22 protein-coding genes are annotated in these 23540 nt (G+C 69.7%); 6 read left to right on the forward strand and 16 right to left on the reverse strand.

The annotated features are described in order from the left end of the window. Positions 1–14 precede the first annotated feature (14 nt). The 6 genes from MMB92_RS17270 to MMB92_RS17295 all read left to right on the forward strand — a co-directional run bounded on the left by MMB92_RS17270 (position 15) and on the right by MMB92_RS17295 (position 6022). Complete coding sequence (locus tag MMB92_RS17270) at positions 15–1049, forward strand: glycosyltransferase family 1 protein (protein WP_006497019.1); 1035 nt, start codon at positions 15–17, stop codon at positions 1047–1049. Further along, positions 1046–1579, forward strand: coding sequence for a diacylglycerol kinase (locus MMB92_RS17275; RefSeq protein ID WP_006488206.1), 534 nt, complete (start codon positions 1046–1048; stop codon positions 1577–1579). Before MMB92_RS17270 ends, MMB92_RS17275 begins: the two co-directional genes overlap by 4 nt. A 201-nt stretch (positions 1580–1780) precedes the next feature. After that, positions 1781–2539, forward strand: coding sequence for a TetR/AcrR family transcriptional regulator (locus tag MMB92_RS17280; protein WP_006488215.1), 759 nt, complete (start codon positions 1781–1783; stop codon positions 2537–2539). Further along, a complete protein-coding gene (locus MMB92_RS17285) occupies positions 2536–3117 on the forward strand; it encodes a TIGR00730 family Rossman fold protein (protein ID WP_006497020.1) in 582 nt (193 codons plus the stop codon). The genes MMB92_RS17280 and MMB92_RS17285 overlap by 4 nt, the downstream gene beginning before the upstream one ends. 22 nt (positions 3118–3139) lie before the next feature. After that, positions 3140–3901 (forward strand): SDR family oxidoreductase, encoded by a 762-nt coding sequence (locus MMB92_RS17290; RefSeq protein WP_006488202.1) that lies wholly within the window; start codon positions 3140–3142, stop codon positions 3899–3901. A gap of 228 nt (positions 3902–4129) precedes the next feature. Further along, positions 4130–6022 (forward strand): hypothetical protein, encoded by a 1893-nt coding sequence (locus tag MMB92_RS17295; protein WP_058901660.1) that lies wholly within the window; start codon positions 4130–4132, stop codon positions 6020–6022. Positions 6023–6193: 171 nt separating this feature from the next. On the opposite strand, the gene MMB92_RS17300 is transcribed toward MMB92_RS17295, so the two are convergent. From MMB92_RS17300 to MMB92_RS17375, 16 genes are all read right to left on the reverse strand, one after another. Next, the gene (locus tag MMB92_RS17300) at positions 6194–6811 is read right to left on the reverse strand and encodes a DUF924 family protein (protein WP_277562808.1); all 618 of its coding nucleotides are present in this window, start codon (positions 6809–6811) and stop codon (positions 6194–6196) included. Then, positions 6808–7539 carry an alanyl-tRNA editing protein gene (locus tag MMB92_RS17305; RefSeq protein ID WP_006488196.1) on the reverse strand — a complete coding sequence of 244 codons (732 nt, stop codon included), beginning with the start codon at positions 7537–7539 and terminating at the stop codon, positions 6808–6810. The genes MMB92_RS17300 and MMB92_RS17305 overlap by 4 nt, the downstream gene beginning before the upstream one ends. A gap of 109 nt (positions 7540–7648) precedes the next feature. Continuing rightward, a complete protein-coding gene (locus MMB92_RS17310; protein WP_006488211.1) occupies positions 7649–8059 on the reverse strand; it encodes a group II truncated hemoglobin in 411 nt (136 codons plus the stop codon). Between the two features lie 43 nt (positions 8060–8102). Next, positions 8103–10718: an FtsX-like permease family protein gene (locus MMB92_RS17315; RefSeq protein WP_277562809.1), complete on the reverse strand. Its 2616-nt coding sequence runs from the start codon at positions 10716–10718 to the stop codon at positions 8103–8105. Beyond that, positions 10715–11332: a DUF4126 domain-containing protein gene (locus MMB92_RS17320; RefSeq protein ID WP_006483514.1), complete on the reverse strand. Its 618-nt coding sequence runs from the start codon at positions 11330–11332 to the stop codon at positions 10715–10717. The genes MMB92_RS17315 and MMB92_RS17320 overlap by 4 nt, the downstream gene beginning before the upstream one ends. 217 nt (positions 11333–11549) lie before the next feature. Beyond that, on the reverse strand, positions 11550–11870 hold the full coding sequence (sugE, locus tag MMB92_RS17325; RefSeq protein ID WP_006497024.1) for a quaternary ammonium compound efflux SMR transporter SugE: 321 nt from the start codon (positions 11868–11870) through the stop codon (positions 11550–11552). A gap of 153 nt (positions 11871–12023) precedes the next feature. After that, entirely contained in the window at positions 12024–12305 is a 282-nt protein-coding gene (locus MMB92_RS17330; RefSeq protein WP_006483516.1) for a DUF333 domain-containing protein, read from the reverse strand. A 150-nt stretch (positions 12306–12455) separates the two neighbouring features. Further along, positions 12456–13154, reverse strand: coding sequence for a two-component system response regulator KdpE (kdpE, locus tag MMB92_RS17335; RefSeq protein ID WP_006483513.1), 699 nt, complete (start codon positions 13152–13154; stop codon positions 12456–12458). Then, positions 13147–15990, reverse strand: a complete 2844-nt coding sequence (locus tag MMB92_RS17340) for a DUF4118 domain-containing protein (protein WP_080323895.1) — start codon at positions 15988–15990, stop codon at positions 13147–13149. Before MMB92_RS17340 ends, kdpE begins: the two co-directional genes overlap by 8 nt. Before the next feature lie 152 nt (positions 15991–16142). Next, complete coding sequence (gene kdpC, locus MMB92_RS17345) at positions 16143–16724, reverse strand: potassium-transporting ATPase subunit KdpC (protein ID WP_006497028.1); 582 nt, start codon at positions 16722–16724, stop codon at positions 16143–16145. Positions 16725–16749: 25 nt separating this feature from the next. Then, on the reverse strand, positions 16750–18834 hold the full coding sequence (gene kdpB / locus MMB92_RS17350; RefSeq protein WP_043205568.1) for a potassium-transporting ATPase subunit KdpB: 2085 nt from the start codon (positions 18832–18834) through the stop codon (positions 16750–16752). Between the two features lie 54 nt (positions 18835–18888). Then, entirely contained in the window at positions 18889–20694 is a 1806-nt protein-coding gene (kdpA, locus tag MMB92_RS17355) for a potassium-transporting ATPase subunit KdpA (protein ID WP_006481875.1), read from the reverse strand. Beyond that, entirely contained in the window at positions 20691–20783 is a 93-nt protein-coding gene (gene kdpF / locus MMB92_RS17360; protein ID WP_006752209.1) for a K(+)-transporting ATPase subunit F, read from the reverse strand. Before kdpF ends, kdpA begins: the two co-directional genes overlap by 4 nt. Before the next feature lie 306 nt (positions 20784–21089). Then, positions 21090–22064, reverse strand: a complete 975-nt coding sequence (locus tag MMB92_RS17365) for a quinone oxidoreductase (RefSeq protein ID WP_058901665.1) — start codon at positions 22062–22064, stop codon at positions 21090–21092. Between the two features lie 172 nt (positions 22065–22236). Continuing rightward, positions 22237–22629, reverse strand: a complete 393-nt coding sequence (locus tag MMB92_RS17370; protein WP_006478230.1) for a methylglyoxal synthase — start codon at positions 22627–22629, stop codon at positions 22237–22239. Positions 22630–22686: 57 nt separating this feature from the next. Then, the gene (locus MMB92_RS17375; RefSeq protein ID WP_006481870.1) at positions 22687–23466 is read right to left on the reverse strand and encodes an SDR family oxidoreductase; all 780 of its coding nucleotides are present in this window, start codon (positions 23464–23466) and stop codon (positions 22687–22689) included. Positions 23467–23540 lie beyond the last annotated feature (74 nt).

The raw sequence follows: 23540 nt of genomic DNA on the forward strand, positions 1-23540 counted from the left end.
CAGGACATGCCGCGATGAAGATCATGATCGTCACCGACGCGTGGGAACCGCAGGTCAACGGCGTCGTGCGCACGCTGAAGAGCACGGCGCGCGAACTCACGGCGCTCGGCCACCGCGTCGAGCTGCTGACGCCGCTGGAATTCCGCACGGTGCCCTGCCCGACCTACCCCGAGATCCGCCTGTCGATCCTGCCGTACCGCAAGCTGCGCGCACGGATCGATGCGTTCGCACCCGACGCGCTGCACATCGCGACCGAAGGCCCGCTCGGCCTCGCCGCACGGCGCTATGCGCGCGCCCGCAAGCTGCCGTACACGACCGCGTATCACACGCGCTTTCCGGAATACGTGCAGGCGCGCTTCGGCATCCCGCTCGCGGCGACCTACCGCTTCCTGCACTGGTTCCACGGCCCGTCGCTCGCGGTGATGGCGCCGACCCCGGTCGTCAAGCAGGACCTCGAGAAATTCGGCTTCACGAACGTCGTGCTGTGGACCCGCGGCGTCGACCTCGACATCTTCCGGCCGATGGAGTCGAAGGTGCTCAACACCGCGCGGCCGATCTTCCTGTACGTGGGCCGCGTCGCGATCGAGAAGAACGTCGAGGCGTTCCTGCGCCTCGACCTGCCCGGCTCGAAGTGGGTCGCGGGCGAAGGCCCCGCGCTCGCGGAACTGAAGTCGCGCTACCCGGAGGCGAACTATCTCGGCGTGCTGTCACAGGCGGAGCTCGCGAAGGTGTATGCTGCGGCCGACGTGTTCGTATTCCCGAGTCGCACCGACACGTTCGGCCTCGTGCTGCTCGAAGCCCTCGCCTGCGGCACGCCGGTGGCCGCATATCCCGTCACGGGTCCGATCGACGTGCTCGGCGAAGGCAATGCCGGCGCGATGCACGAGGATCTGCAGGAAGCCTGCCTCGAGGCGCTGAAGATCGAACGCACGACTGCGCGCGCGTGGGCCGAACGCTTCTCGTGGCGCGCGGCATCCGAGCAGTTCGCGTCGCATCTGAAGCCGCTGCCGAAGACCGCGTACTCGCCAGCCGAAGGTGCCGCCGTTTGAAACGAGACCTGAACGACAAGATCCCGCCCCCCGCCGCGACGCCGCGGCACCGCCCGTTCGACGAGGAAGAGCCGCACGCCGACGCGGACGTGCACGCGCACGAACCGCTCGGCCCCGACGACCGGCTCGCGCCGCTGCCGCCGAACCCGTACAAGCGCCACCGCGGCATCACGCGCGCGTGGTTCGCCCTCAAGCATTCGCTGAACGGGTTTCGCGTCGCGATCCGCGAGGAAAGCGCGTTTCGCCAGGAGCTCACGCTCGCCGCGCTGATGCTGCCGATCGGCGCATTCGCGCCGGTGCCGGCCGCGTCGCGCGCGCTGCTGATCGGCTCGGTGCTGCTGGTGCTGATCGTCGAGCTGCTGAACTCGAGCGTCGAAGCCGCGATCGACCGCATCTCGCTCGAACGTCACGAACTGTCGAAACGCGCGAAGGACCTCGGCAGCGCGGCCGTGACGGTCGCGCTGTTCGCGTGCGTGACGACCTGGGGCTTCGTGCTCGGGCCGGTCGTCGCACGCTGGCTCGGCTTCTAGGCAACCGCCCGGCGCCATTCCCGCTGCCCGCGTGCGGCGCTGCACCATGCGCCGCGCGGGGCCGCGATCACGAAATGCCCCGATGTGGCGAAACCCCGGTTTATAATCGTCCGCTAGACATAGAACAGCAACCCGCGCCGGACGAATCACGCAGCATCGATTGCAGCGCCCGCCAGTCCGGCACACACAGGGCCGGACGACATGGAAGCGAAACCTCCCCGCCGCACCCGCGAACGGATTCTCGAGTTGTCGTTGAAACTCTTCAACGAGATCGGCGAGCCGAACGTCACCACCACGACGATCGCCGAGGAAATGGAAATCAGTCCAGGCAACCTGTACTACCATTTCCGCAACAAGGACGACATCATCAACAGCATCTTCGCGCAGTTCGAGCAGCAGATCGAACGGCGGCTGCGCTTCCCCGAAGATCACCGTCCGACGATCGACGAAACCTGGTCGTACCTGCAGTACATGGCCGATTTCATGTGGACCTACCGGTTCCTGTATCGCGACCTCAACGACCTGCTCGCACGCAACCGCACGCTCGAGACACACTTCAAGCAGATCATCAGCCACAAGGTGCGCTTCGCACACGACATGTGCGAGCTGCTCGTCTCCGATGCCGAAATGGTCGCGACGCCCGCCGAGATCGAAGTCATCGCCACCAACATGGCCGTGATCTCGACGTACTGGCTGTCGTATCAGTACGTGATGCATCCGCGCAAATACAACGACCAGGACGCGATCCGCGAAGAGCTGCACCAGGTGAGCATGCACGTGATCTCGATCATGGCCCCGTACCTGCGCGGCCGTTCGCGCCAGCTGTTCGACGACCTCGTCTCCGGCAAGCTGCCCAAGCGCCAGTTCACCGACTACCTGCCGCCGCGCGACGGTTCGCCGCGCCCGGCCGGCAGCCCCGTCTCCGGTGGGCAGGCCCCCGCCAAGGACGCGAAGCAATGAAGGCAGTCTGCGTTTACTGCGGTTCGTCGTCCGGCGTGCGGCCGGTCTATGCCGATGCCGCGCGCGCGTTCGGCCGCGCGCTCGTCGACGCGGGCCTCACGCTCGTGTACGGCGGCGGCCGCGTCGGCCTGATGGGCGTGATCGCCGACGAAGTGATGGCGGCCGGCGGCCGTGCGGTCGGCGTGATCCCCGAGCTGCTCGTCGACAAGGAAGTCGGCCATACGGGGCTGTCGGAACTGCACGTCGTGCCCGACATGCACCATCGCAAGAAAATGATGGCCGACCTCTCCGACGCGTTCGTCGCGATGCCCGGCGGCGCCGGCACGCTCGAGGAGCTCTTCGAGGTCTACACGTGGGCGCAGCTCGGCTATCACCGCAAGCCCGTCGCGCTCTACAACATCGATTCGTTCTACGATCCGCTGATCGCGCTGCTGCGCCATACGGTCGACGAAGGCTTCATGCGGCCGGCCTATTTCGACGCGCTGTGCGTCGAATCCGAACCCGTCGCGCTGATCGAGCGGCTGCGCCGCTACCAGCCGCCCGCGCGCGACAAGTGGGCGCCCGACGCAGCGAAGTGACCCTCACCGGAACCCGCACGCGATGACCGCATCGTCCGACCGCAAGGCCGTCCTCATCACCGGCGCGAGCCGCGGCATCGGCCGCGCGACCGCCGTGCTCGCGGCCGAACGCGGCTGGGACGTCGGCATCAACTACGCGCGCGACGCGGCGGCGGCCGAACTGACCGCGCAGGCCGTGCGCGACGCGGGCGGCCGCGCGTGCATCGTCGCGGGCGATGTCGCGAACGAGGCGGACGTCGTCGCGATGTTCGATACCGTTGCGGCCGCGTTCGGACGCCTCGACGCGCTCGTCAACAACGCGGGCATCGTCGCGCCGTCGATGCCGCTCGCCGACATGCCGGTCGACCGGTTGCGGCGGATGTTCGATACCAACGTGCTCGGCGCCTACCTGTGCGCGCGCGAAGCCGCGCGCCGGCTGTCGACCGACCGCGGCGGCCGCGGCGGCGCGATCGTCAACGTGTCGTCGATCGCATCGCGGCTCGGCTCGCCGAACGAGTACGTCGACTACGCGGGCTCGAAAGGCGCGGTCGATTCGCTGACGATCGGCCTCGCCAAGGAACTCGGCCCGCACGGCGTGCGCGTCAACGCGGTACGCCCCGGCCTGATCGAGACCGACATTCATGCAAGCGGCGGCCAGCCGGGCCGTGCGGCCCGCCTCGGCGCGCAAACGCCGCTCGGCCGCGCGGGCGAAGCGCAGGAAGTCGCCGAGGCGATCGTCTGGCTGCTCGGCGATACGGCCTCCTACACGACGGGCGCCCTGCTCGACGTCGGCGGCGGCCGCTGAGCTGACGCGCCGCGCAACAATACGGCGGTCGACAACGCCGCGTGGTCACGCCGCCACAAATCTCCACAATTCCGTGACAGTTTCAGTAAACATCCGTAACAATTCCGTGCTCTACTAGCGGTCATTCAGACAGGTGTCTTAAACATCCTGTCCGTTAGCCGGATGTAATCCCCTTATCGGTCCAGCCCATGTCGCCGGACCGGCTCGACTCGACCCGAGATCTTTTCCATGCCTGGAACCGCAGCGCCCAGCCGGCGACGCACGTCCGTGCCCGCCTCGGCCGCGCACACCCGCTCGACCGCCGATACCGACGTCATCGCGACGCTCGACGTTGCCGGCACGCCCGTTGCCGCATCGACCGCGGCCGCCAGCCCCGCGCGCGACCGCGCGCTGCTGCTCGGCTGGCGCGCCTGGTTGTTCGTTGCCGCCCTGGTGTGCGCGTACACGCTGCCCGGCGTGCTCGGCCACGATCCGTGGAAACAGGACGAAACCTACACGTTCGGCATCATCCAGCACATGCTCGAGACCGGCGACTTCGTCGTGCCGACCAATGCCGGCCTACCCTTCATGGAAAAGCCGCCGCTTTACGCGTGGGTCGCGACCAGCCTCGCGTGGCTGCTGCAGCGCGTGATGCCGCTGCACGACGCGGCGCGCCTGGCGAGCGCCCTGTTCGCCGCGCTCGCATTCGGCTTCATCGCACGTGCGGCCCGCGTGGCCAGCCGGACGGAGAACTGGTTCGACCTGGGCGTGCTCGGCCCGGTCGTGCTGAGCGCGGGCACGCTCGTCGTCATCAAGCACGTGCACGACATGATGACGGACGTCGCATTGTTTGCCGGTACGGCAATGGGGTTCTGCGGACTGCTCGAACTCGTGATGCAGCACGTCGCGCGCGCGCAGCAGATGCGGCACGGGCTGCCGGTGCACCCGGCGAGCCGCTGGGCCGCGCCGCTCTTCGGCGCGGGCGTCGGCATCGCGCTGATGGCGAAGGGGCTGTTCGTGCCGCTCGTGTTCGCGGCCACGCTCGTCTGCACACTGGTGCTCTACCCGGCCTGCCGCACCCGCTCGTTCGCACGCGCGCTCGGCATTGCCGCGCTCGTGTTCGCGCCGTTCGCGCTGATCTGGCCGACCGCGCTGTTCCTGCGCTCGGAGACGCTGTTCATGAAGTGGTTCTGGGACAACAACGTCGGCCGCTTCTTCGGTTTCTCCGTCCCCGAGCTCGGGGCAGAAAACGACAAGCCGCTCTTCATTCTCCGCGCGTTCCTGACCGTCGGTTTCCCGATTGCACCGCTCGCGATCGTCGCGCTCGCACGCGGCGCATGGCGTGACTGGCGCGTGCCGTCTGTCGCGCTGCCCGTGCTGTTCGCCGGTATCGGGCTCGTGGTGCTGCAAATATCCGCGACGTCGCGCCAGCTCTACATCCTGCCGTTCTTCGCACCGCTCGCACTGGTCGCCGCGCAGGCGATCGAGCGCCTGCCGCGCCGGCTGCATCTCGCGTGGGATTACCTGAGCCGCCTCCTGTTCGGCACGGTCGTCGTGCTCGCGTGGGCGATCTGGGCGGTGATGGCCGATCCGGCCGCGTCGCGCGCCGATCTCGCGCTGCTCGGCCGCTGGCTGCCGCTCGACTGGACGATGCCGATCCAGCCCGCGCTCGTGACCGGCGCGCTCGCACTGACGGTCGGCTGGCTGACGCTGCTGCCGAAGTTGCGCACGACGGGCCGGTGGCGCGGCGCGCTGTCGTGGGGCGTCGGCGCGCTCGTCGCGTGGGGGCTCGTCTACACGCTGCTGCTGCCGTGGCTCGATGCCGCGAAGAGCTACCGCTCGGTGTTCGACGACCTGAACGCGCATCTGGCGCTCGAATGGAACGACGGCGACTGCATGGCGAGCCTGCCCGGCTTCGGCGAATCGGAGGCGCCGATGATGTACTACTTCTCCGGCATCCAGCACACGCCGATCGACGACGCGAAGACGACGCGCTGCACGTGGATGATCGTGCAGGGCGTGCGGGCCGTCGAGCCGGCGCCCGGCAGCGAGTGGAAGCTGTTCTGGACGGGCGCCCGCCCGGGCGACAACGACGAGTTGCTGCGCGTTTACGTGCGCACGCCCGAACAGCACCTGCAGTGACACCGGGCGGCGCGATGCGCCGTCCTGCCCGCCTTCGATTTCTTCTTCGGCAATGGCCGCGCTCATCCGCCCGGCCGGTGCGCAGCCCTTGCGCGATACCGGCGCCGGTCCGAGCCCGCCAGCGCCCCAACGGTCGCCGCCCCTTCCGTCATCACGTCGACATCCGGATCGTCAGAACGACGAGCCGGGCTCTCGCAGAAACGCCGTTTCCTCGTCGGTCGACGCGCGGCCGAGAATCGCGTTCCGGTGCGGAAAGCGCCCGAAGCGCTCGACGACCGCCGCATGCAGCAATGCGAAGCGGTGATAGCTCTCGCACCCGGCCTCGTCACGGATGCCCGCGCACAGACGCACGGCCTCGCGCTGGCTCTCGACCGACTCGTCGTGCTCGAACGGCAGATACGCGAACGCACGGTGATGGCCGCTCGGCAACCGCGCGTCCCAGCCGGCCGCGACGACGCGGCGCGCGAGCGCGAGCGCCTTCGAATCGGCGGCAAACGCTCGCGGCGTGCCGCGATGGATGTTGCGCGAGAACTGGTCGAGCACGACGATCAACGCGAGCGCGCCCGACGGCGAATCGGCCCAGTGATCGCAAGCGCCGTCGCATGCAGCGTCGAGCAGCGCGCCATAGCGCGTACGCAGCACGTCGTCGAATGCCGCGCCGCCATTGAACCAGACCGTGCGGTTCTGCCCGAATTCGGCCGAGCCCGGCGCGCCGAACCAGAAATCGAGAATCTCCCGTACCTGCGGATCGAGCGCCGCCGCGCCTGCTTTCCCGGTATCGATCGTCATGCAAACTCCAGTACGAGGCGCCGTGTACGCGCACTCTTCTTTTCCAGTTTCGCGACCCGCAACCCACCGATTTCGGACGTGTTGCGCACATGCGTGCCGCCGCACGGCTGCAGGTCGACGTTTTCGATGCGCAGCAGCCGCACGCGGCCGAGGCCCATCGGCGGCTTCACGCTCATCGTGCGCACGAGTTCGGGCCGCTCGGCCATCTCGTCGTCGGTAATCCATTCGGTCGTGACCGGATGCGCGCCGACGACGAAGCCCGCGAGGCGCCGCTCGACGTCGTCGCGGTCGATCGCGTCGGACGTCGCGAAATCGAGCCGCACGTAGTCGGCCGTCACGCTGCAGCCGTCGACCGCATACGGCAGCACCGCGCACATCAGGTGCGCGGCCGTATGCAGGCGCATGTGCCGGTAGCGGCGCAGCCAGTCGATCGCCGCGACCACGCGCGTGCCGGGGGCGAGCGTCGCGACGCTCGCCTCCTGGTCCGGCGCGGGCACGTGCACGGCGTCGTCGGGCGTCGCACCGTCGAACTTCGCCTTGCGCGTGTCGGCGATCGCGATCGTGCTGCCGTCGGGCAGCGTCAGCGTGCCGGTGTCGCCGGCCTGGCCGCCGCCGAGCGGATAGAACACCGTGCGGTCGAGCCGGATGCCGTCGTCGCCGACGGCCTGGACGATCGCCTCGCATTGCGTGAGGTACGCGTCTTCGCGAAACAGCGCTTGTGTCGTCATCGGGCGAGCCTCGTATCGATGGGGGAATGGAAACGGCCAGTGTCGCGCCGGGCGGCACGGGCGCCCAGACGCAGATCGTCCCGCGCGCGGGCAGCGGCGTACCGGTCGATCAACCGGGCCGGTTGCGCATCCAGTCGGCCGTGTCGTAGAACGAATGCATGAGCCGCTCGCGCAGCGGCTCCGGCAACCCGACATCCTCCATCGCCCACGCCATGCAGCGCAGCCACTGGTCGCGCTCGACCGACGCGATCGGGAACGGCAGGTGCCGCGCGCGCAGCCGCGGATGGCCGAACCGGCTGATGTAGTGGTCGGGGCCGCCGAGCCAGCCGCACAGGAACCAGAACAGCTTGTCGCGCGAACCGTCGAGCGACGGCGGATGCAGCGCGCGAATCTGCGCGAACTCCGGCTCGAGGTCCATCAGGTCGTAGAAGCGGTCCACCATTTCGCGCACGCGGGCTTCGCCGCCCACGAGCTCGAACGCCGTCGGCTGCGACGGCGCATCGTCATTCACATCGGTCATACGGATAGTCGGGAAACGGGATCTTCGGGGCCGCGGGCGACGCTCAGGCGTCGCGCAGCGACTGCAGCGCGGGGCGCCGCAACACATTATGCAGGCTCAGCCAGCCGGCCGCACCGGCGCAGACGACACCGGCCGCGATGCCGGCCGGCACGAGCCAAGGATCGACGGCGAGCTGGAAGTCGAACACGCGCGCGGCGAGCACCCAGCCGACCGCGATCGCGCCCGCCGATGCCAGCACGCCGGCCAGCGCGCCGACCACGACGAATTCCGCGCGCTGCACCGCGTTCACCTGCGCGCGCGACGCGCCGAGCGCGCGCAGCAGCGCGGCCTCGCGCACGCGCTCGTCGCGCGAGCCGGCGAGCGCCGTGTACAGCACGAGCACCCCGGCCGCGAGCGTGAACGCGAACAGGAACTGCACCGCCCCGACCACCTGCAGCATCATCCGCTGCAATTGCGCGAGGATTGGCGCGACATCGATCGCGGTCAGGTTCGGGTAGCGCGCGATCAGCGGATCGAGCAGCGCGGCGTCCGAGGCCGGCAGATGGAAGCTGGTCAGGTAGACGGCCGGGAAATCCTTCAGCACGGGCGGCGGCATCAGCACGAAGAAGTTGACGCGGAACGAGCCCCAGTCGAGCTTGCGCACGCTGGTGACGGGCGCGTCGACCGTCAGTCCCGTCACGTCGAAGCGCAGCGTGTCGCCCGGTTTCACGTTCAGCGTCTTCGCGAGGCCGGCTTCGATCGAGATCTGCGGCGTGGCCGCGGTGCCGAACCAGTCGCCTTCGACGATCCGGTTGTCGGACGGCAGCTCGGTCGTATACGACAGGTTGAACTCGCGATCGACGAGCCGGCGCGCCTCTTCGGACGGGTACGCGTCCGGATTCACCGGCTTGCCGTTGATCGCGACGAGGCGGCCGCGCACCATCGGCGCGGGCTCGGCGTCGCGCACGCCGTGCGCGGCCAGATAGGCCGCGACATCGGCGCGCTGGTCGGGCTGGATGTCGATCAGGAACTGGTTCGGCGCATCGGGCGGTGTCGACTGCCGCCAGCCCGCCACGAGGTCGTTGCGCGTGATCGCGATCAGCAGCAGGCACATCAGGCCGAGCGCGAGCGCGGTGATCTGCAGCGCGCTGGCCGTGCCGCGTCGGTGCAGCGACGCCAGCGCGTAACGCCAGCCGACGCCCGCGGCCACGCGCGCATTGCGCACCGCGCGCGCGGCGGCAAACAGCACGAGCCGGGCGATCAGCGCGAAACCGACCAGCGCACCGGCAAAGCCGCCCGCGACGATCAGGCCGAGCTTCAGGTTGCCGGCGGCCACGATCAGCAGCCCCGCGAACAGCACGACGCCGATCGCGTACGCGGCCCACGCGGTGCGCGACGCGTCGCCCCACTCGCGCCGCAGCACGCGCACCGGCGGCACGCGCGTGAGCGGCACGAGCGGCGGCAGCGCGAAACCGAGCAGCAGCACGAGCGCGGCGCCCATGCCGATCAGCGCCGGCCACAACGTCGGCGGCGGCAGCACGACGTCGATCAGGCTGCCGAGCGCGGCCAGCAACGCCCAGTGGCCGGCATAGCCGAGCACCGCGCCCGCGGCGCCCGACACGATGCCGACGCCGGCGAATTCCAGCGCGAACAGCGCGCCGAGCGTGCGGCGGCTCACGCCAAGACAGCGCATCGTCGCGCAGCCGTCGAGATGACGCCGCATGTAGCGCTGCGCGGCCATCGCGATCGCGACCGCCGCGAGCAGCGCGGTCAGCAGCGCGACGAGCGTCAGGAAATGGCGCGCGCGATCCAGCGTCTGCCGCACCTGCGGCTGCCCTTCCTGCAACGACTCGAGCCCGACGCCGCGCAGCTTCCCGCCGTCGACGCGCGTGTGCGCATACGTTTCGAAGCGCGCGATGGCCGGGGCATCGCCGGCGACCAGCAGCCGGTACGTGACGCGGCTGCCGTAGCCGGTGAGCCCCGTCGCGGCGAGCTCGTCCGCGCGCATCATCAGCCGTGGCGAAAAATTGAGGAACGAAAAGCCGCGATCGAGTTCGCGGGTGATCGCGGCGGCGACCGTAAATGTACGCAGCCCGACCCGCACCGTATCGCCGGCCTTCAGGTGCAGCGCGTCGAGCAGCACCGGGTCGGCCCATACGGTGCCGGGCGCGGGAATCGCGGCCGCCTTCTGCGCAGTGGCGGCACCGGCCGGCAGAATCTCGACCGCGCCGCGCAGCGGATACCCGGGCGACACGGCCTTCACGGCCGCGAGGCGCGACGGCGCCGCGTCGGCCGCCTGCCCGCCCGCGGCGGCCGCGATCATGCTCGGAAAAATGGCGGTCGTCGCGGTACGCAGGCCGAGCGCGCGGGCCTGCCGGTCGAACGACGGATCGACCGGATGATCGGCGCGCACGACGAAATCGGCGCCGAGCATCTGGCGCGCGTCGCGCTCGAGCCCCTGACGCAGGCGATCGGCGAGAAAGCCGACGCTCGTCAGCGCCGCGACCGCGAGCACCAGCGCGAGGACGAGCAGCGTCAGTTCGCCCGCGCGCCAGTCGCGCGCGGTCATCCGGGCAGCCTGGTGGATCAGGTCGCGCAGACCGAAGCGGCCCGCATGCGCGCGCCCGTCATGGCCGGATGGCCCGGCCGGCGGCTGCGCCGCGTGTTGCGGCCCCTTCAATCGCGTTTCCCTCCGATCGAGTTGAGCCGCGACACCATGTGGTTCGCCATCCCGCGAAAACCGCCCGACACGCCGCGCCACAGACGCGGCAGCGCCCACGCCGACGCCGCGATGAACGCGGCGAGCAGCACGAGGAACGCGAGCGGAACGAAGAACGCGAGGACGAGCCCGCCGACCACGAGACCGTCCTCGGTCGACGACGCGACCCAGTTCGAAATCGGTTCGGGAGACAGGTTGATCAGCGCGCGCGTGCCGGCCTTCGCCACGTGCGCGGCGCCGGCGAGCGAGCCGCCGGCGAGACCCGCGACCGCCAGCATGGTCGGGTCGGCATGGCCGAGCGCGCCGGCCGCGAGCACGGCCCCGGCCGGGATGCGGATGAAGGTATGCACGGCATCCCACAGCGAGTCGAACGCGGGGATCTTGTCGGCAAGGAACTCGGTCACGGTGAGCACGGCCGCGGCGCCGATCACCCACGGCGACATCAGCACGGCCAGCGTGTCGGGTAGATGGAGCCAGCCGAACCGCGCCAGCACGCCGGCGATCAGGACCGTCAGGTACAGGCGCAGGCCGCTCGCCCACGCGAGCCCCGCGCCGAGCGAAATGGCTTCGATCATGGCCCTCTCCTTGCACTTTCCGTGCGTTTTGCCGATTGATCGGATCGGGTCGGACAGATTGGCCGCGCGGCGCGTGGCGACCGGCACCGCGTGCCGCGAGAAGCACGACGGGATTCAGGCCCGAATGCGTTCCATTATAGACAGGCTGGGCGGGCGACCGGCGCAATTCCGCGGGGCAAGGCGGCGCCCGGGCGCCTGCGCACCCGGGATACCGTCGTCAGGCGGCCGACGACAGCTTCAGGCCGACCAGCCCCGCGACGATCAGCGCCGCGCTCGCGACGCGCGCGACGGTCAGCGCCTCGCCCATCATCACGATGCCGAACACGAACGCGCCGACCGCGCCGATGCCCGTCCACACCGCGTACGCGGTACCGAGCGGCAACTGGCGCATCGCGACCGCGAGCAGCCCGAAGCTGGCCAGCGCCGTCACGATCGTAAACACCGACGGACCGAGCTTCGTGAAGCCGTCCGACGATTTCAAGCCGGCCGCCCAGGCCACTTCCAGCAAACCGGCGATCAACAACCATACCCACGCCATCTCGACGTACTCCGTATCGGATGGGGCCGTCCCCGTTGAAGCGAATGACCCGGGGTCGTCCCCGGGCGGCGCCGAGTATAACAAGAGGCTTACGGACCTGCCGGCTGCCTGCTACGTCGGTGGCCGATGCGGGGCGCGATCGGCCGGCCGCGCTCAGTTCGCCACGCGCTTCGGCGCACCGCCGCCGACGCAGCGATCGTCGCGGTACAGCGCCCACTCCTCGCACACGCGGCCATCCTTGAACACGCACATCCCGACCTGCCCGCTCGACAGGTTGCGGATCACGTGGCGACCGCCGAGCTTCTCGCAGTTGACCGACGCGGGATTGGCCAGCGCCACCTGCGCGGGCGGCTGCTGCCCGGGCGGCAACGGTTGGGCGAACGCGCCGGGCGCGACCAGCGCGAGCGCACAGAGGACGACCAGACGGACGGACATTGCACGCTCCTCGTTTTCGTTCGCGGAACGGTCAGGATAGCGGGGATCGCGCAGCCGGTGTGCAAGGCCGGCGGCAGTCGCGAGACTGTCGCGCCGGCGCAACCGTGCCGGCGCGCGGGGTCATGGCCGCGTGCGCCGCCGCGCCCGTCGTCACACGGCGCCGACGAGCCGGTAGCCGACGCCCGTCTCGGTGACGATGTGCTCGGGCTGCGCGGGATCGGCCTCGAGCTTCTGGCGCAGGTGCGCCATGTAGATGCGCAGATAGTGATGGCTCTCGACGTGCGACGGCCCCCACACGTCGCGCAGCAGCTGGCGGTGCGTGAGCACGCGCCCCGCGTGACGCACGAGCGTCGCGAGCAGCCGGTATTCGAGCGGCGTCAGGTGCACGATCGCATCGTCGCGCCATACCTGGCGCAGCGCGAGATCGACGGTCACGCTGCCGAAGGTCACCTTCGGCGACTCGTTCGCGCCGCCCTGGTTGCGCCGGCGCAGTTGCGCGCGCATCCGCGCACGCAGTTCGGACACGCCGAACGGCTTGGTCAGGTAGTCGTCGGCGCCCGCGTCGAGCGCCGCGACCTTCTCCTCTTCTTGCGTGCGGGCGGACAGCACGATCACCGGCACCTCGGACCAGCCGCGCAGTTCGCGGATCACGTCGAGGCCGTCGGTATCGGGCAGCCCGAGGTCGACGATCACGAGGTCGGGCTTGCGCGTCGCCGCGTCGATCAGCCCCTGCTTGCCCGTCTCGGCCTCGAACACCGCGATGTCCTCCTCTTCGAGCGCGGCGCGCACGAAGCGGCGGATCTGCTTTTCGTCCTCGATCAGGACGACGGTCAGGCTGGGTTCACTCATGGTCTGGCAATGACTCGGATGGGGGCGATGCGCCCGGCAGGTCGGGTTCGTCGTCGGGCACGGCCGGCGCGGCCGGCGGCGTGTCGACCGGCAGCGTGAACCAGAAGCGCGCGCCCGTCACGTGGCCGTCGGGCGCGGTGCGGTTCAGCGCGCCGATTTTACCGCCGTGCGCCTCGACGATCGCGCGGCAGATCGCGAGGCCGAGCCCGATGCCCGGCGTCGCCGATTCCTTCTCGCCGCGCGTGAACTTGTCGAAGATCCGCGTTTCCATGCCGGCCGGCAGGCCCGGGCCGTGATCGTCGACGTGCACGCGCACGAATGGCTGCCCGTCGTCGGTCACGCGCTCGGCGCCGATGTCGAGCGCCGTATCGGGCGGCGTGTACTTCGCCGCGTTCTCGAACAGGTTGGTGAACAGCCGCTCCATCAGCACCGCGTCCATCTGCAGCAGCGGCAGGTCGGCCGGCAGCGCGACGCGCGCCGGATGGCGGGCGAGCACCCGCCGGCAGGCGGCGAGCGCGGCGCCGACGGTTTCCTCGAGCAGCGACCACTGGCGCTTGAGCTGCAGGCTGCCGGCCTGCAGCCGCGCCATGTCGAGCAGGTTCGTGACGATGCCCGTCATGCGCAGCGCCTCGTCGTGGATCGCGTCGACGAGTTCGCCCTCGCGCTGCGCGAGCCGCGCGGCCGCCGCGGCGTCGCCCGCCTGCGCGGCCGCGCGCCCGTTCGCGAGCATCGACGAGAAGCCGACGATCGTCGTGAGCGGCGTGCGCAGGTCGTGCGAGATCGCCGACAGCAGCGAGTTGCGCAGCCGTTCGGATTCCATGTTGACGAGCGCGTCGCGCGCGATCTCGACGTAGTGCACGCGCTCCAGCGCGAGCGCGATCTGCGCGGCGAATGCGTCGAGCATCCGCTGCTGCTCGGGCACCTCGAGTTCGCGCGGCTCACGCGACGCGACCGCGAGCACGCCGCGCGTGCGCATTGGCGCCTTCAGCGGCAGGTACAGCGCGGCCGTCGCCGGCAGCGTATCGGTGCCGCGGCCGGCCGGCTTCTGCTGGTCGTACACCCACTGGCCGACGTCGCTGTCGAGCTCCGCGCCCGTCAGCGTGACGGCCGCGTCGGGCTCCTCGATCTTCTGCCGCACCTGGTCCGCGCTGTCGGGCAGCAGGAACGCGACACGCGCGCGGAACACCTCGCCGACGTGGCGGCTGCCGATCTCGACGATCTGCTCGGTCGTCAGCGCCGCGCCGAGTTCGCGCGCCATCGCGTAGATCGCGCCGGTGCGGCGCTCGCGGCGCTGCGCGACGCTCGCCTGGCGCGTCAGCGTCGATGTCAGATGGCTGATCACGAGCGACGTCAGCAGCATCCCGAAGAAGGTCAGCAGGTATTGCGTGTCGCTGACCGAGAACGACATGCGCGGCGGCACGAAGAAGAAATCGAACGCGGCCACCGACAGGAACGACTGCAGCACGCCCGGGCCGCGCCCGAGCCGCACGGCCGAGAACACCACGCCGAGCAGGTACAGCATCACGAGATTCGTGAGGTCGAGCCGCCCGGACACGACGCTCGCGACGACGGTGATCGCCGCGCAGATCGCGGCCGCATACGCGTAATGGCGCGGCGGCGAGCGGTGCGTGCCGAACTGCGCGAACGCATCGCGCCAGTCGCGCGCCCGCGCGTCGAGCGGCGCGGCGCGCGCCTCGTCGCTCGCGGATGCGCGAATCAGCATCAGGTCGACGTCGCCCGCGCGTTCCGCCAGTTGTTCGCCGAACGGCCGCGCAAAGCGGCGCGCGAGCCCCACCTTCGGCGAACCGCCCGCGACCAGTTTCGACACGTTGCGCACCTTCGCATAGCCGATCAGCGCGGCGACCGCGTCGGCGCCGGCGAGCGTGGCCGTCTCCGCGCCGAGCTCGGCCGCGAGCTTCAGCGCGTCGAGAGTGCGCTGCCGCCGCGCGTCGGGCAGCCGCTGCAGGCGCGGCGTCTCGACGTACACGGCGATCCAGTCGGCCTTCAGGCTCGCCGCGAGCCGCGCGGCCGCGCGCACGAGCGTCGGCGCTTCGGGGCCGGGCCCGACGCACACCAGCAACCGCTCGCGCGCCTGCCAGATGCGCTGGATCGAACGGTCGGCGCGGTACTCGCGCATCTGCGCGTCGACGCGATCGGCCGTGCGCCGCAGCGCGAGTTCGCGCAGCGCGATCAGGTTGCCCTTGCGGAAGAAGTTGCGCACCGCGCGCTCGGCCTGCTGCGCGAGATAGACCTTGCCGTCGCGCATCCGCTCGAGCAGTTCCTCGGCCGGCAGGTCGACGAGCGTGACTTCGTCGGCCGCGTCGAACACGCGATCGGGCACGGTCTCCCACACGCGGATGCCGGTGATCGCGCCGACCACGTCGTTCAGGCTTTCGAGATGCTGGACGTTGACGGTCGTATAGACGTCGATGCCCGCGTCGAGCAGCTCGTAGACGTCCTGCCAGCGCTTCAGGTGGCGTGCGCCCTGCACGTTCGAATGCGCGAGCTCGTCGACGAGGATCAGTTGCGGCGCCCGCGCGAGCGCGCCGTCCAGATCGAATTCGGCGAGCGTGCGGCCGCGATAGTCGATGCGGGCGGGCGGCAGCACGTCGAGGCCGTCGAGCAGCGCGGCGGTCTCGCTGCGGCCGTGGGTCTCGACGATGCCGACGACGACGTCGACGCCATCCTGCCGGCGCTGGCGCGCGGCCTGCAGCATCGCGTAGGTCTTGCCGACGCCGGCGGACGCGCCGAAGAAAATCTTGAGCTGGCCGCGCCGCTGCTTTTCTTCGTCTCGCTGCAGCTTGTCGAGAAGTTGGTCTGGATCGGGACGGTTCATGCGTGAGGAAAGCGGAGCGCCCGGATGCGCGCGAGTACGAGCATTGTGGTTCCAAATCGCCGCAAAAGGCAAAGACGGCGCAAGCGCCGTCGGGAAAAGCGCGTCCAGCGCGGCTCAGGCCGCGCCGGATGCCGGTCGGCACGCGCGATCGGTCAGTGCGCGGCCTGCGCGGCGTCGAGCGCGAGATTCAGCTTCAGCACGTTCACGCGCGGCTCGCCGAGCACGCCGAACTGGCGGCCCGTCGTGTTCGCGGCGACGAGTTGCGCGACCGCGTCCGGCGCCAGATGGCGCGCCTTCGCGACGCGCTCGACCTGGTACGCGGCGGCGGCCGGCGTGATTTCCGGATCGAGGCCGCTCGCCGACGCGGTCACGAGGTCGATCGGCACCGGTTTCGACAGGTCGGTCCCGGCGTCGCGCAACGCGGCGATGCGCGCCTTCACCTGGTCGGGAAGCGACGGGTTCAGCGGGCCGAAGTTCGAGCCGCCCGAGCCGGCCGCGTTGTACGGCATCGGCGCGGTGGCCGACAGCCGGCCCCAGAAATACTTCGGCGCATCGAACGGCTGGCCGATCAACGCGGAGCCGACGACCTTGCCGTCCTGCTCGATCAGGCTGCCGTTGGCCTGCGACGGAAACACGGCCTGACCGAACACGGTCATCACGGCCGGGTAAGCGAGCCCCGTCACGGCGGTCAGGATCACGAACAGCACGACGAGCGGGCGAATCAACGATTTCATGATGGTTCCTTCCAGTGCGGCCGGCTCAGGCCCAGCCGAGCGCGGCGAGCGTCATGTCGATCAGCTTGATGAACGGGAACGGCAGCAGCACGCCGCCGAGGCCGTAGACCAGCAGGTTGCGGCGCAGCAGCGACGCGGCGCCGAGCGGCCGATAGGTCACGCCCTTCAGCGCGAGCGGAATCAGCGCGACGATGATCAGCGCATTGAAGATCACGGCAGACAGGATCGCGGACGCCGGCGACGTCAGGTGCATGATGTCGAGCACGCGCAGTTGCGGGTAGGTCGTCACGAACGCGGCCGGGATGATCGCGAAATATTTCGCGATGTCGTTCGCGATCGAGAACGTCGTCAGCGACCCGCGCGTCATCAGCATCTGCTTGCCGATCTCGACGATCTCGATCAGCTTGGTCGGGTTCGAATCGAGGTCGACCATGTTGCCGGCTTCCTTCGCCGCCTGCGTGCCGGTGTTCATCGCCACCGCGACGTCGGCCTGCGCGAGCGCCGGCGCGTCGTTGGTGCCGTCGCCCGTCATCGCGACGAGGCGCCCGGCCGCCTGATGCTCGCGAATCGTCGCGAGCTTGGTTTCCGGCGTCGCTTCCGCGAGGAAATCGTCGACGCCCGCCTCCGCCGCGATCGCCGCGGCCGTCAGCCGGTTGTCGCCCGTCACCATCACGGTCTTGATGCCCATCTTGCGCAGTTCCGCGAAGCGCTCCTTGATGCCGCCCTTCACGATGTCCTTCAACTCGATCACGCCGAGCACGCGCGCCGCCCCGTCCTGCAGGTCGGCGACGACGAGCGGCGTGCTGCCGCGGCGCGCGACGTCGTCCACCGCGCGGCGCACTTCCTCGGGGAAGCGGCTGCCGTGGGTTTCGACGTAGCGGCGGATCGCGTCGGCCGCGCCCTTGCGGATCTCGCGACCGGGCAGGTCGACGCCGCTCATCCGCGTCTGCGCGGAAAAGCCGAGGAACGTCGCGTGCAGTTGCGCCATGTCGCGCTGGCGGATGTTGAAGCGCTCCTTCGCGAGCACGACGATGCTGCGCCCTTCCGGCGTTTCGTCGGCGAGCGACGACAGTTGCGCGGCATCGGCCAGCGCTTCCTCGGTCACGCCCGGTGCCGGCACGAACGTCGACGCCTGACGGTTGCCGAGCGTGATCGTGCCGGTCTTGTCGAGCAGCAGCACGTCGACGTCGCCGGCCGCCTCCACCGCGCGGCCCGACGTCGCGATCACGTTCGCCTGCATCATCCGGCTCATCCCGGCCACGCCGATCGCGGACAGCAGCCCGCCGATCGTCGTCGGGATCAGGCACACGAGCAGCGCGACCAGCGCGGTGATCGTCACCACGTGGCCGGCCTTCATCGCGTCGACCGAGAACATCGAGAACGGCAGCAGCGTCGCGGTCGCGAGCAGCATCACGATCGTCAGCGCGACGAGCAGGATCGTCAGCGCGATCTCGTTCGGCGTTTTCTTGCGCTTCGCGCCTTCGACCATCGCGATCATCCGGTCGAGGAACGCCTCGCCGGGGTTCGCGGTGACCTTGACGACGATCCAGTCGGACAGCACGCGCGTGCCGCCCGTCACCGACGAGAAGTCGCCGCCCGATTCGCGGATCACCGGTGCGGATTCGCCGGTGATCGCCGATTCGTCGACCGACGCGACGCCGTCGACGACCTCGCCGTCGGCCGGGATCACGTCGCCGGTCTCGACGAGCACGACGTCGCCTTTGCGCAGGTCGGACGCGGTCGTGATGCGGATCGGCGACTTCGGATGCGGCTCGTTGAGCTTCTTCGCCATCACGTCCTTCTTCGCGCTGCGCAGCGATGCGGCCTGCGCCTTCGAACGTCCTTCGGCGAGCGCTTCGGCGAAGTTCGCGAACAGCACCGTGAACCACAGCCACAGCGTGACCGCGAGGATGAAGCCCGCGGGCGCCTCGGCCTGGCCGGCGAGCGCCGCGATCCACAGGATCGTCGTCAGGATGCTGCCGACGTACACGCAGAACATCACCGGGTTGCGGAACTGCGTGCGCGGCGTGAGTTTCTTGAACGAGTCCACGATCGCCGGGCGCAGCAGCGCCGGGTCGAACATGGACCGTGTTGCGGAATGTTGAGTCATTGCGATCTCTTCAAGCTCTTCAGTCTTTTCAACGTGTCGCCATGCGGGCGCGCATCACGCGCCCAGCCACATCATCAGGTGCTCGACGCCCGGGCCGAGCGCGAGCGCCGGCACGTAGGTCAGCGCGCCCACCAGCAGCACGGTGCCGAGCAGCAGCACGACGAACAGCGGCCCGTGGGTCGGCAGCGTGCCGCTCGTCACCGCGATGCGCTTCTTCGCGGCGAGGGAACCGGCGATCGCCAGCACCGGCACGATCGTGCCGAAGCGGCCGAACCACATCGCGATCGCGGTCATCCAGTTGTAGAACGGCGTGCTGACCGTCAGGCCCGCGAACGCGCTGCCGTTGTTGTTCGCGGCCGAGCTGAACGCATAGAGGATTTCCGAGAAGCCGTGCGGGCCGGGGTTCGCGATGCCGGCCTTGCCCGCATCGGCGAGCACGGCGATCGACGTGCCGACCAGCACGAGCAGCGGCGTGAGCAGCACGACGATCGACACCATCTTCATCTCGTACGATTCGATCTTCTTGCCGACGTATTCCGGCGTGCGGCCGATCATCAGGCCGGCGACGAACACCGCGAGCAGCGCGAACACGAGCATCCCGTAGAGACCCGAGCCAACGCCGCCGTAGACCACTTCGCCGAGTTGCATCAGCAGCATTGGCACGAGACCGCCGACCGGCGTCAGCGAATCGTGCATCGCGTCGACCGCGCCGCACGACGCCGCCGTGGTCGCGACCGTGAAGATGCCGGTCTGCGCGATCCCGAAGCGCGTTTCCTTGCCTTCCATGTTGCCGCCCGACTGCAGCGCGCCCGCCGACTGGTCGACGTGCAGCGCGGCGAGCGTCGGGTTGCCGGCCTGCTCGGCACTCACCTCGACGCCGATCGCGATCGTGAACGCGACCGTCATCGCCGCGAGCACCGCGACGCCCTGCCGGCGGTCGCCGATCATGCGGCCGAACACCAGGCACAGCGCGGCCGGGATGATCAGGATCGCGAAGATCTCGATGAAGTTCGCGAACGGCGTCGGGTTCTCGTACGGGTGCGCGGAGTTCGCATTGAAGAAACCGCCGCCGTTGGTGCCGAGCATCTTGATCGCTTCCTGCGACGCAACCGGGCCCATCGCGAGCGTCTGCTTCGTGAGCGGGGTCGGCACCGTGACCGCGTTGCCCTTGTCGTCCTTCACCGGGTTGCCCTGCGCATCGAGCTTCGGCGCCGCGTAGGTGCTCGCCTGCAACACCGGCACGTCCTGGTACGCCTTCATGTTCTGCAGCACGCCCTGGCTCATCAGCAGCGCGGCGACGAGCGCCGCCATCGGCACGAGCACGTACAGCGTCACGCGCGTGAGGTCGACCCAGAAGTTGCCGATCGTCTGCGCGGTGTGGCGCGCGAAGCCGCGGATCAGCGCGATCACGACGACGATGCCGGTCGCTGCCGACAGGAAGTTCTGCACCGTCAGGCCGAGCATCTGCGACAGATAGCTGACGGTCTGCTCGGGCGCGTAGTCCTGCCAGTTCGTGTTGGCGACGAAGCTGACGGCCGTGTTGAACGCGCCGTCGGGCGTCATCGCGCCGAACTGCTGCGGGTTGCCGGGCAGGAAGCCCTGCAGGCGCAGCAGCCCGTAAAGGAACAGCACGCCGAGCGCGTTGAACGCGATCGTCGCGACCGCATACTGCTTCCAGTTCATCTCGGTGCCGGCGTCGACGCCGGCCACGCGGTACAGCGCGCGTTCGAGCGGCCCGAACACGCGCACGACGCGCGAACTGCCGTCCATCACCGCGCTCAGGTAGCGCGCGACCGGCACGGCCGCCGCCAGCAGCACGACGATGAACAGCAGCGTCTGCAACAGGTTGTTCGCGTTCATTCGATGTCCTCCGCGCGCAGCAGCGCAAAGACGAGATACGCGAACAGCAGCGCGGTGGACGCACCAGCCAGCCAAAGCATCCAGGTCATGCCCGCCCCCCGCGACCGTATTGCGCGAGCGTGTCGCAACCGGCAAGCAAACCGAGGGTCAGCGCGGTGAAGAGCACCAGTGCGCCGATGAAAACCCCATCCATTTTTATGTTCTCCGTCGTCGAAATCGGACGACTAGAACCTTATGGGAACGCGCGTAAAGGGCGGGTCAAAGGTATCGGGGCGGGTGTAAAAAACGCGTAAACGCGCGGGGCGGGACGGATGCGAATCGAGGCGGGACGGACGGCGCCGGGGCGCCGCCCGCAACAGGCGCATGCCGGCGTCGCGCCGGCATGCGGGGACGGGTCAGGGAACGAGGATCGTCGAGCCGGTGGTCTTGCGTGCTTCCAGATCGGCATGCGCGCGGCCGACTTCGGCGAGCGGGTAGCGCTGGTTGATGCTCGTCTTCACCTTCCCCGACAGGATCACGTCGAACAGCTCGGCGGCCGCGGCCTCGAGATCGGCGCGCTTCGCGATGTACGAGAACAGCGTCGGCCGCGTGAAGAACAGCGAGCCGCGCGACGAGAATTCCTTCGAGTCGATCGGCGGCAGCGGGCCCGACGCATTGCCGAAGCTGACGAAGTAGCCGAGCGGCGCAAGGCAGTCGAGCGAGCCGATGTAGGTGTCCTTGCCGATCGAATCGTAGACGACCGGCACGCCCGCGCCGTTCGTGATTGCCTTCACGCGCTGCGTGAAATTCTCGCGCGTGTAGACGATCGGGTGGTCGCAGCCGTGCGCCTTCGCGAGTTCGGCCTTTTCGTCGGAGCCGACCGTGCCGATCACGGTCGCGCCGAGCGCCTTCGCCCACTGGCATACGAGCAAGCCGACGCCGCCGGCCGCCGCATGGATCAGGATCGTGTCGCCGACCTTCACCGGGTACGTGCGGCGCAGCAGGTAATGGGCGGTCAGGCCCTGCAGCATCACCGACGCCGCGTCGTCGTAGCCGATGCCGTCCGGCAGCTTCACGATGCGCTCGGCCGGCATCACGCGCTCCTGCGCATACGCGCCGGGCGGCTGGCCGACATAGGCGACACGGTCGCCGGCCTTGAACGCGGTCACGCCGTCGCCGACGGCCGTCACCTCGCCCGCCGCCTCCATCCCGAGGCCGCCGGGCAGCGGCTGCGGATACAGGCCCGTGCGGAAATACACGTCGATGTAGTTGAGCCCAACGGCGTGTTGCCGGATGCGGACTTCGCCCGCCTTCGGCGCGCCGACCTCGACATCGACCCACTTCATCACGTCCGGGCCGCCCGGCTGGTCGTATCGGATTGCTTTCGGCATCGTTTTGCTCCTCTTCTGTCTGTCAGTCAGGAAAACCCGGGGCGCCGATGCGCGCGTCGCACCGATTCGTGCAGGAGCCGGCAGGCGCGCGTGGCGACGCACGATTCTCGCGCGTCGCCGCCGTCCGTGCATGGCCCTGCCACCGGCAGGGACAATCGGACGCGGCCCGCGCCTAGCAAACGTCCTGCATGTTCCGCGCCAGATCGTCGAGCAGCATCCGCGCGGTCGCGACGTTGGTCGCCACCGGCACGTCGTGCACGTCGCACGCGCGCACCAGCGCGGTGATGTCGGGATCGTGCGGCTGCGCGGTCATCGGGTCGCGCAGGAACACGACGATGTCGACCCGGCCGTCGGCGAGCTCCGCGCCGATCTGCAGGTCGCCGCCGAGCGGCCCCGACAGCTTGCGTTCGACCTCGAGCCCGTGCGCGGCCGCGATGCGGCCACCCGTCGTGCCGGTGGCGACCAGCCGGCATTGCGCGAGCGTCTCGCGATACTGGCCCGCGAGCGCGACGATCTCGTCCTTCTTCGCGTCGTGCGCAATCAGTGCGATGCGGGGTTTGCTCATCTCCAGTTCCTTCGTCGTTCGGTTGTCGTGTTGTCGTCGTGAATCGAAAAGCGCGGGTCAGAACGTACCCGGATATGCGCCGCCGTCGAGCAGCCAGTTCTGCCCGGTGATGTAGCCCGCATGGACGCTGCACAGGAACGCGCAGGCCGCGCCGAACTCGGCGCGGGTGCCGAGGCGCCCGGCCGGAATGTCCCTGGTGCGACGCGCACGCATCTCGTCGACCGTCACGCCCTGCGCCTGCGCCGACGCGGCGAGCGTCGTCGCGATCCGGTCGGTGTCGAACAGCCCCGGCAGCAGGTTGTTGATCGTCACGCCCTGCCCCGCGACCTTGCGCGACAGCCCCGCGACGAAGCCGGTCAGCCCCGAGCGCGCACCGTTCGACAGCGCCAGCACGTCGATCGGCGCCTTCACGGCCGAACTCGTGATGTTGACGATCCGGCCGAAGCCGCGGCCGATCATCCCGTCGACGGTCGCGCGGATCAGCTCGATCGGCGTCAGCATGTTCGACTCGAGCGCACGGATCCAGTCGTCGTGCGAGAAGTCGCGGAAGTCGCCGGGCGGCGGGCCGCCGGCATTCGTCACGAGAATGTCCGGCTGCGGGCACGCGGCGAGCGCGGCCGCGCGGCCGTCCGGCGTCGTGATGTCGCAGGCGACCGCCGTGACCGACACGTTCGCGCCGGCCCGGATCTCTTCCGCGGTTTCCTCCAGCGTGTCGCGCGTACGCGCGACGATCACGAGGTTCACGCCCTCCGCGGCCAGCGCTTCCGCGCAGCCGCGCCCGAGGCCCTTGCTGGCCGCGCATACGAGCGCGGTCTTTCCTTCAATGCCGAGATCCATCGTCGCTTCCCTGGTGGCGCGCGTGCCGGCGCGGCCCCGTGTGGCCGCCGACGGGCGGGCGAACGGGCGTGCGC

Origin of the sequence: Burkholderia sp. IO2 (genome assembly GCF_029522185.1) — a bacterium.
In the GTDB taxonomy this organism is placed as follows: Bacteria; Pseudomonadota; Gammaproteobacteria; order Burkholderiales; family Burkholderiaceae; genus Burkholderia; species Burkholderia cenocepacia.

What these genes read in the sequence shown, in the direction of transcription:
- MMB92_RS17370 (WP_006478230.1), bottom strand. Translation starts at nt 22,629, where the DNA reads ATGAGCAAACCCCGCATCGCACTGATTGCGCACGACGCGAAGAAGGAC.
- MMB92_RS17270 (WP_006497019.1), top strand. Translation starts at nt 15, where the DNA reads ATGAAGATCATGATCGTCACCGACGCGTGGGAACCGCAGGTCAACGGC.
- MMB92_RS17285 (WP_006497020.1), top strand. Translation starts at nt 2,536, where the DNA reads ATGAAGGCAGTCTGCGTTTACTGCGGTTCGTCGTCCGGCGTGCGGCCG.
- MMB92_RS17310 (WP_006488211.1), bottom strand. Translation starts at nt 8,059, where the DNA reads ATGACCGATGTGAATGACGATGCGCCGTCGCAGCCGACGGCGTTCGAG.
- kdpA (WP_006481875.1), bottom strand. Translation starts at nt 20,694, where the DNA reads ATGAACGCGAACAACCTGTTGCAGACGCTGCTGTTCATCGTCGTGCTG.
- kdpB (WP_043205568.1), bottom strand. Translation starts at nt 18,834, where the DNA reads ATGACTCAACATTCCGCAACACGGTCCATGTTCGACCCGGCGCTGCTG.
- MMB92_RS17295 (WP_058901660.1), top strand. Translation starts at nt 4,130, where the DNA reads ATGCCTGGAACCGCAGCGCCCAGCCGGCGACGCACGTCCGTGCCCGCC.
- kdpF (WP_006752209.1), bottom strand. Translation starts at nt 20,783, where the DNA reads ATGACCTGGATGCTTTGGCTGGCTGGTGCGTCCACCGCGCTGCTGTTC.
- MMB92_RS17300 (WP_277562808.1), bottom strand. Translation starts at nt 6,811, where the DNA reads ATGACGATCGATACCGGGAAAGCAGGCGCGGCGGCGCTCGATCCGCAG.
- MMB92_RS17365 (WP_058901665.1), bottom strand. Translation starts at nt 22,064, where the DNA reads ATGCCGAAAGCAATCCGATACGACCAGCCGGGCGGCCCGGACGTGATG.
- sugE (WP_006497024.1), bottom strand. Translation starts at nt 11,870, where the DNA reads ATGGCGTGGGTATGGTTGTTGATCGCCGGTTTGCTGGAAGTGGCCTGG.
- MMB92_RS17330 (WP_006483516.1), bottom strand. Translation starts at nt 12,305, where the DNA reads ATGTCCGTCCGTCTGGTCGTCCTCTGTGCGCTCGCGCTGGTCGCGCCC.
- kdpE (WP_006483513.1), bottom strand. Translation starts at nt 13,154, where the DNA reads ATGAGTGAACCCAGCCTGACCGTCGTCCTGATCGAGGACGAAAAGCAG.
- MMB92_RS17340 (WP_080323895.1), bottom strand. Translation starts at nt 15,990, where the DNA reads ATGAACCGTCCCGATCCAGACCAACTTCTCGACAAGCTGCAGCGAGAC.
- kdpC (WP_006497028.1), bottom strand. Translation starts at nt 16,724, where the DNA reads ATGAAATCGTTGATTCGCCCGCTCGTCGTGCTGTTCGTGATCCTGACC.
- MMB92_RS17290 (WP_006488202.1), top strand. Translation starts at nt 3,140, where the DNA reads ATGACCGCATCGTCCGACCGCAAGGCCGTCCTCATCACCGGCGCGAGC.
- MMB92_RS17375 (WP_006481870.1), bottom strand. Translation starts at nt 23,466, where the DNA reads ATGGATCTCGGCATTGAAGGAAAGACCGCGCTCGTATGCGCGGCCAGC.
- MMB92_RS17305 (WP_006488196.1), bottom strand. Translation starts at nt 7,539, where the DNA reads ATGACGACACAAGCGCTGTTTCGCGAAGACGCGTACCTCACGCAATGC.
- MMB92_RS17280 (WP_006488215.1), top strand. Translation starts at nt 1,781, where the DNA reads ATGGAAGCGAAACCTCCCCGCCGCACCCGCGAACGGATTCTCGAGTTG.
- MMB92_RS17320 (WP_006483514.1), bottom strand. Translation starts at nt 11,332, where the DNA reads ATGATCGAAGCCATTTCGCTCGGCGCGGGGCTCGCGTGGGCGAGCGGC.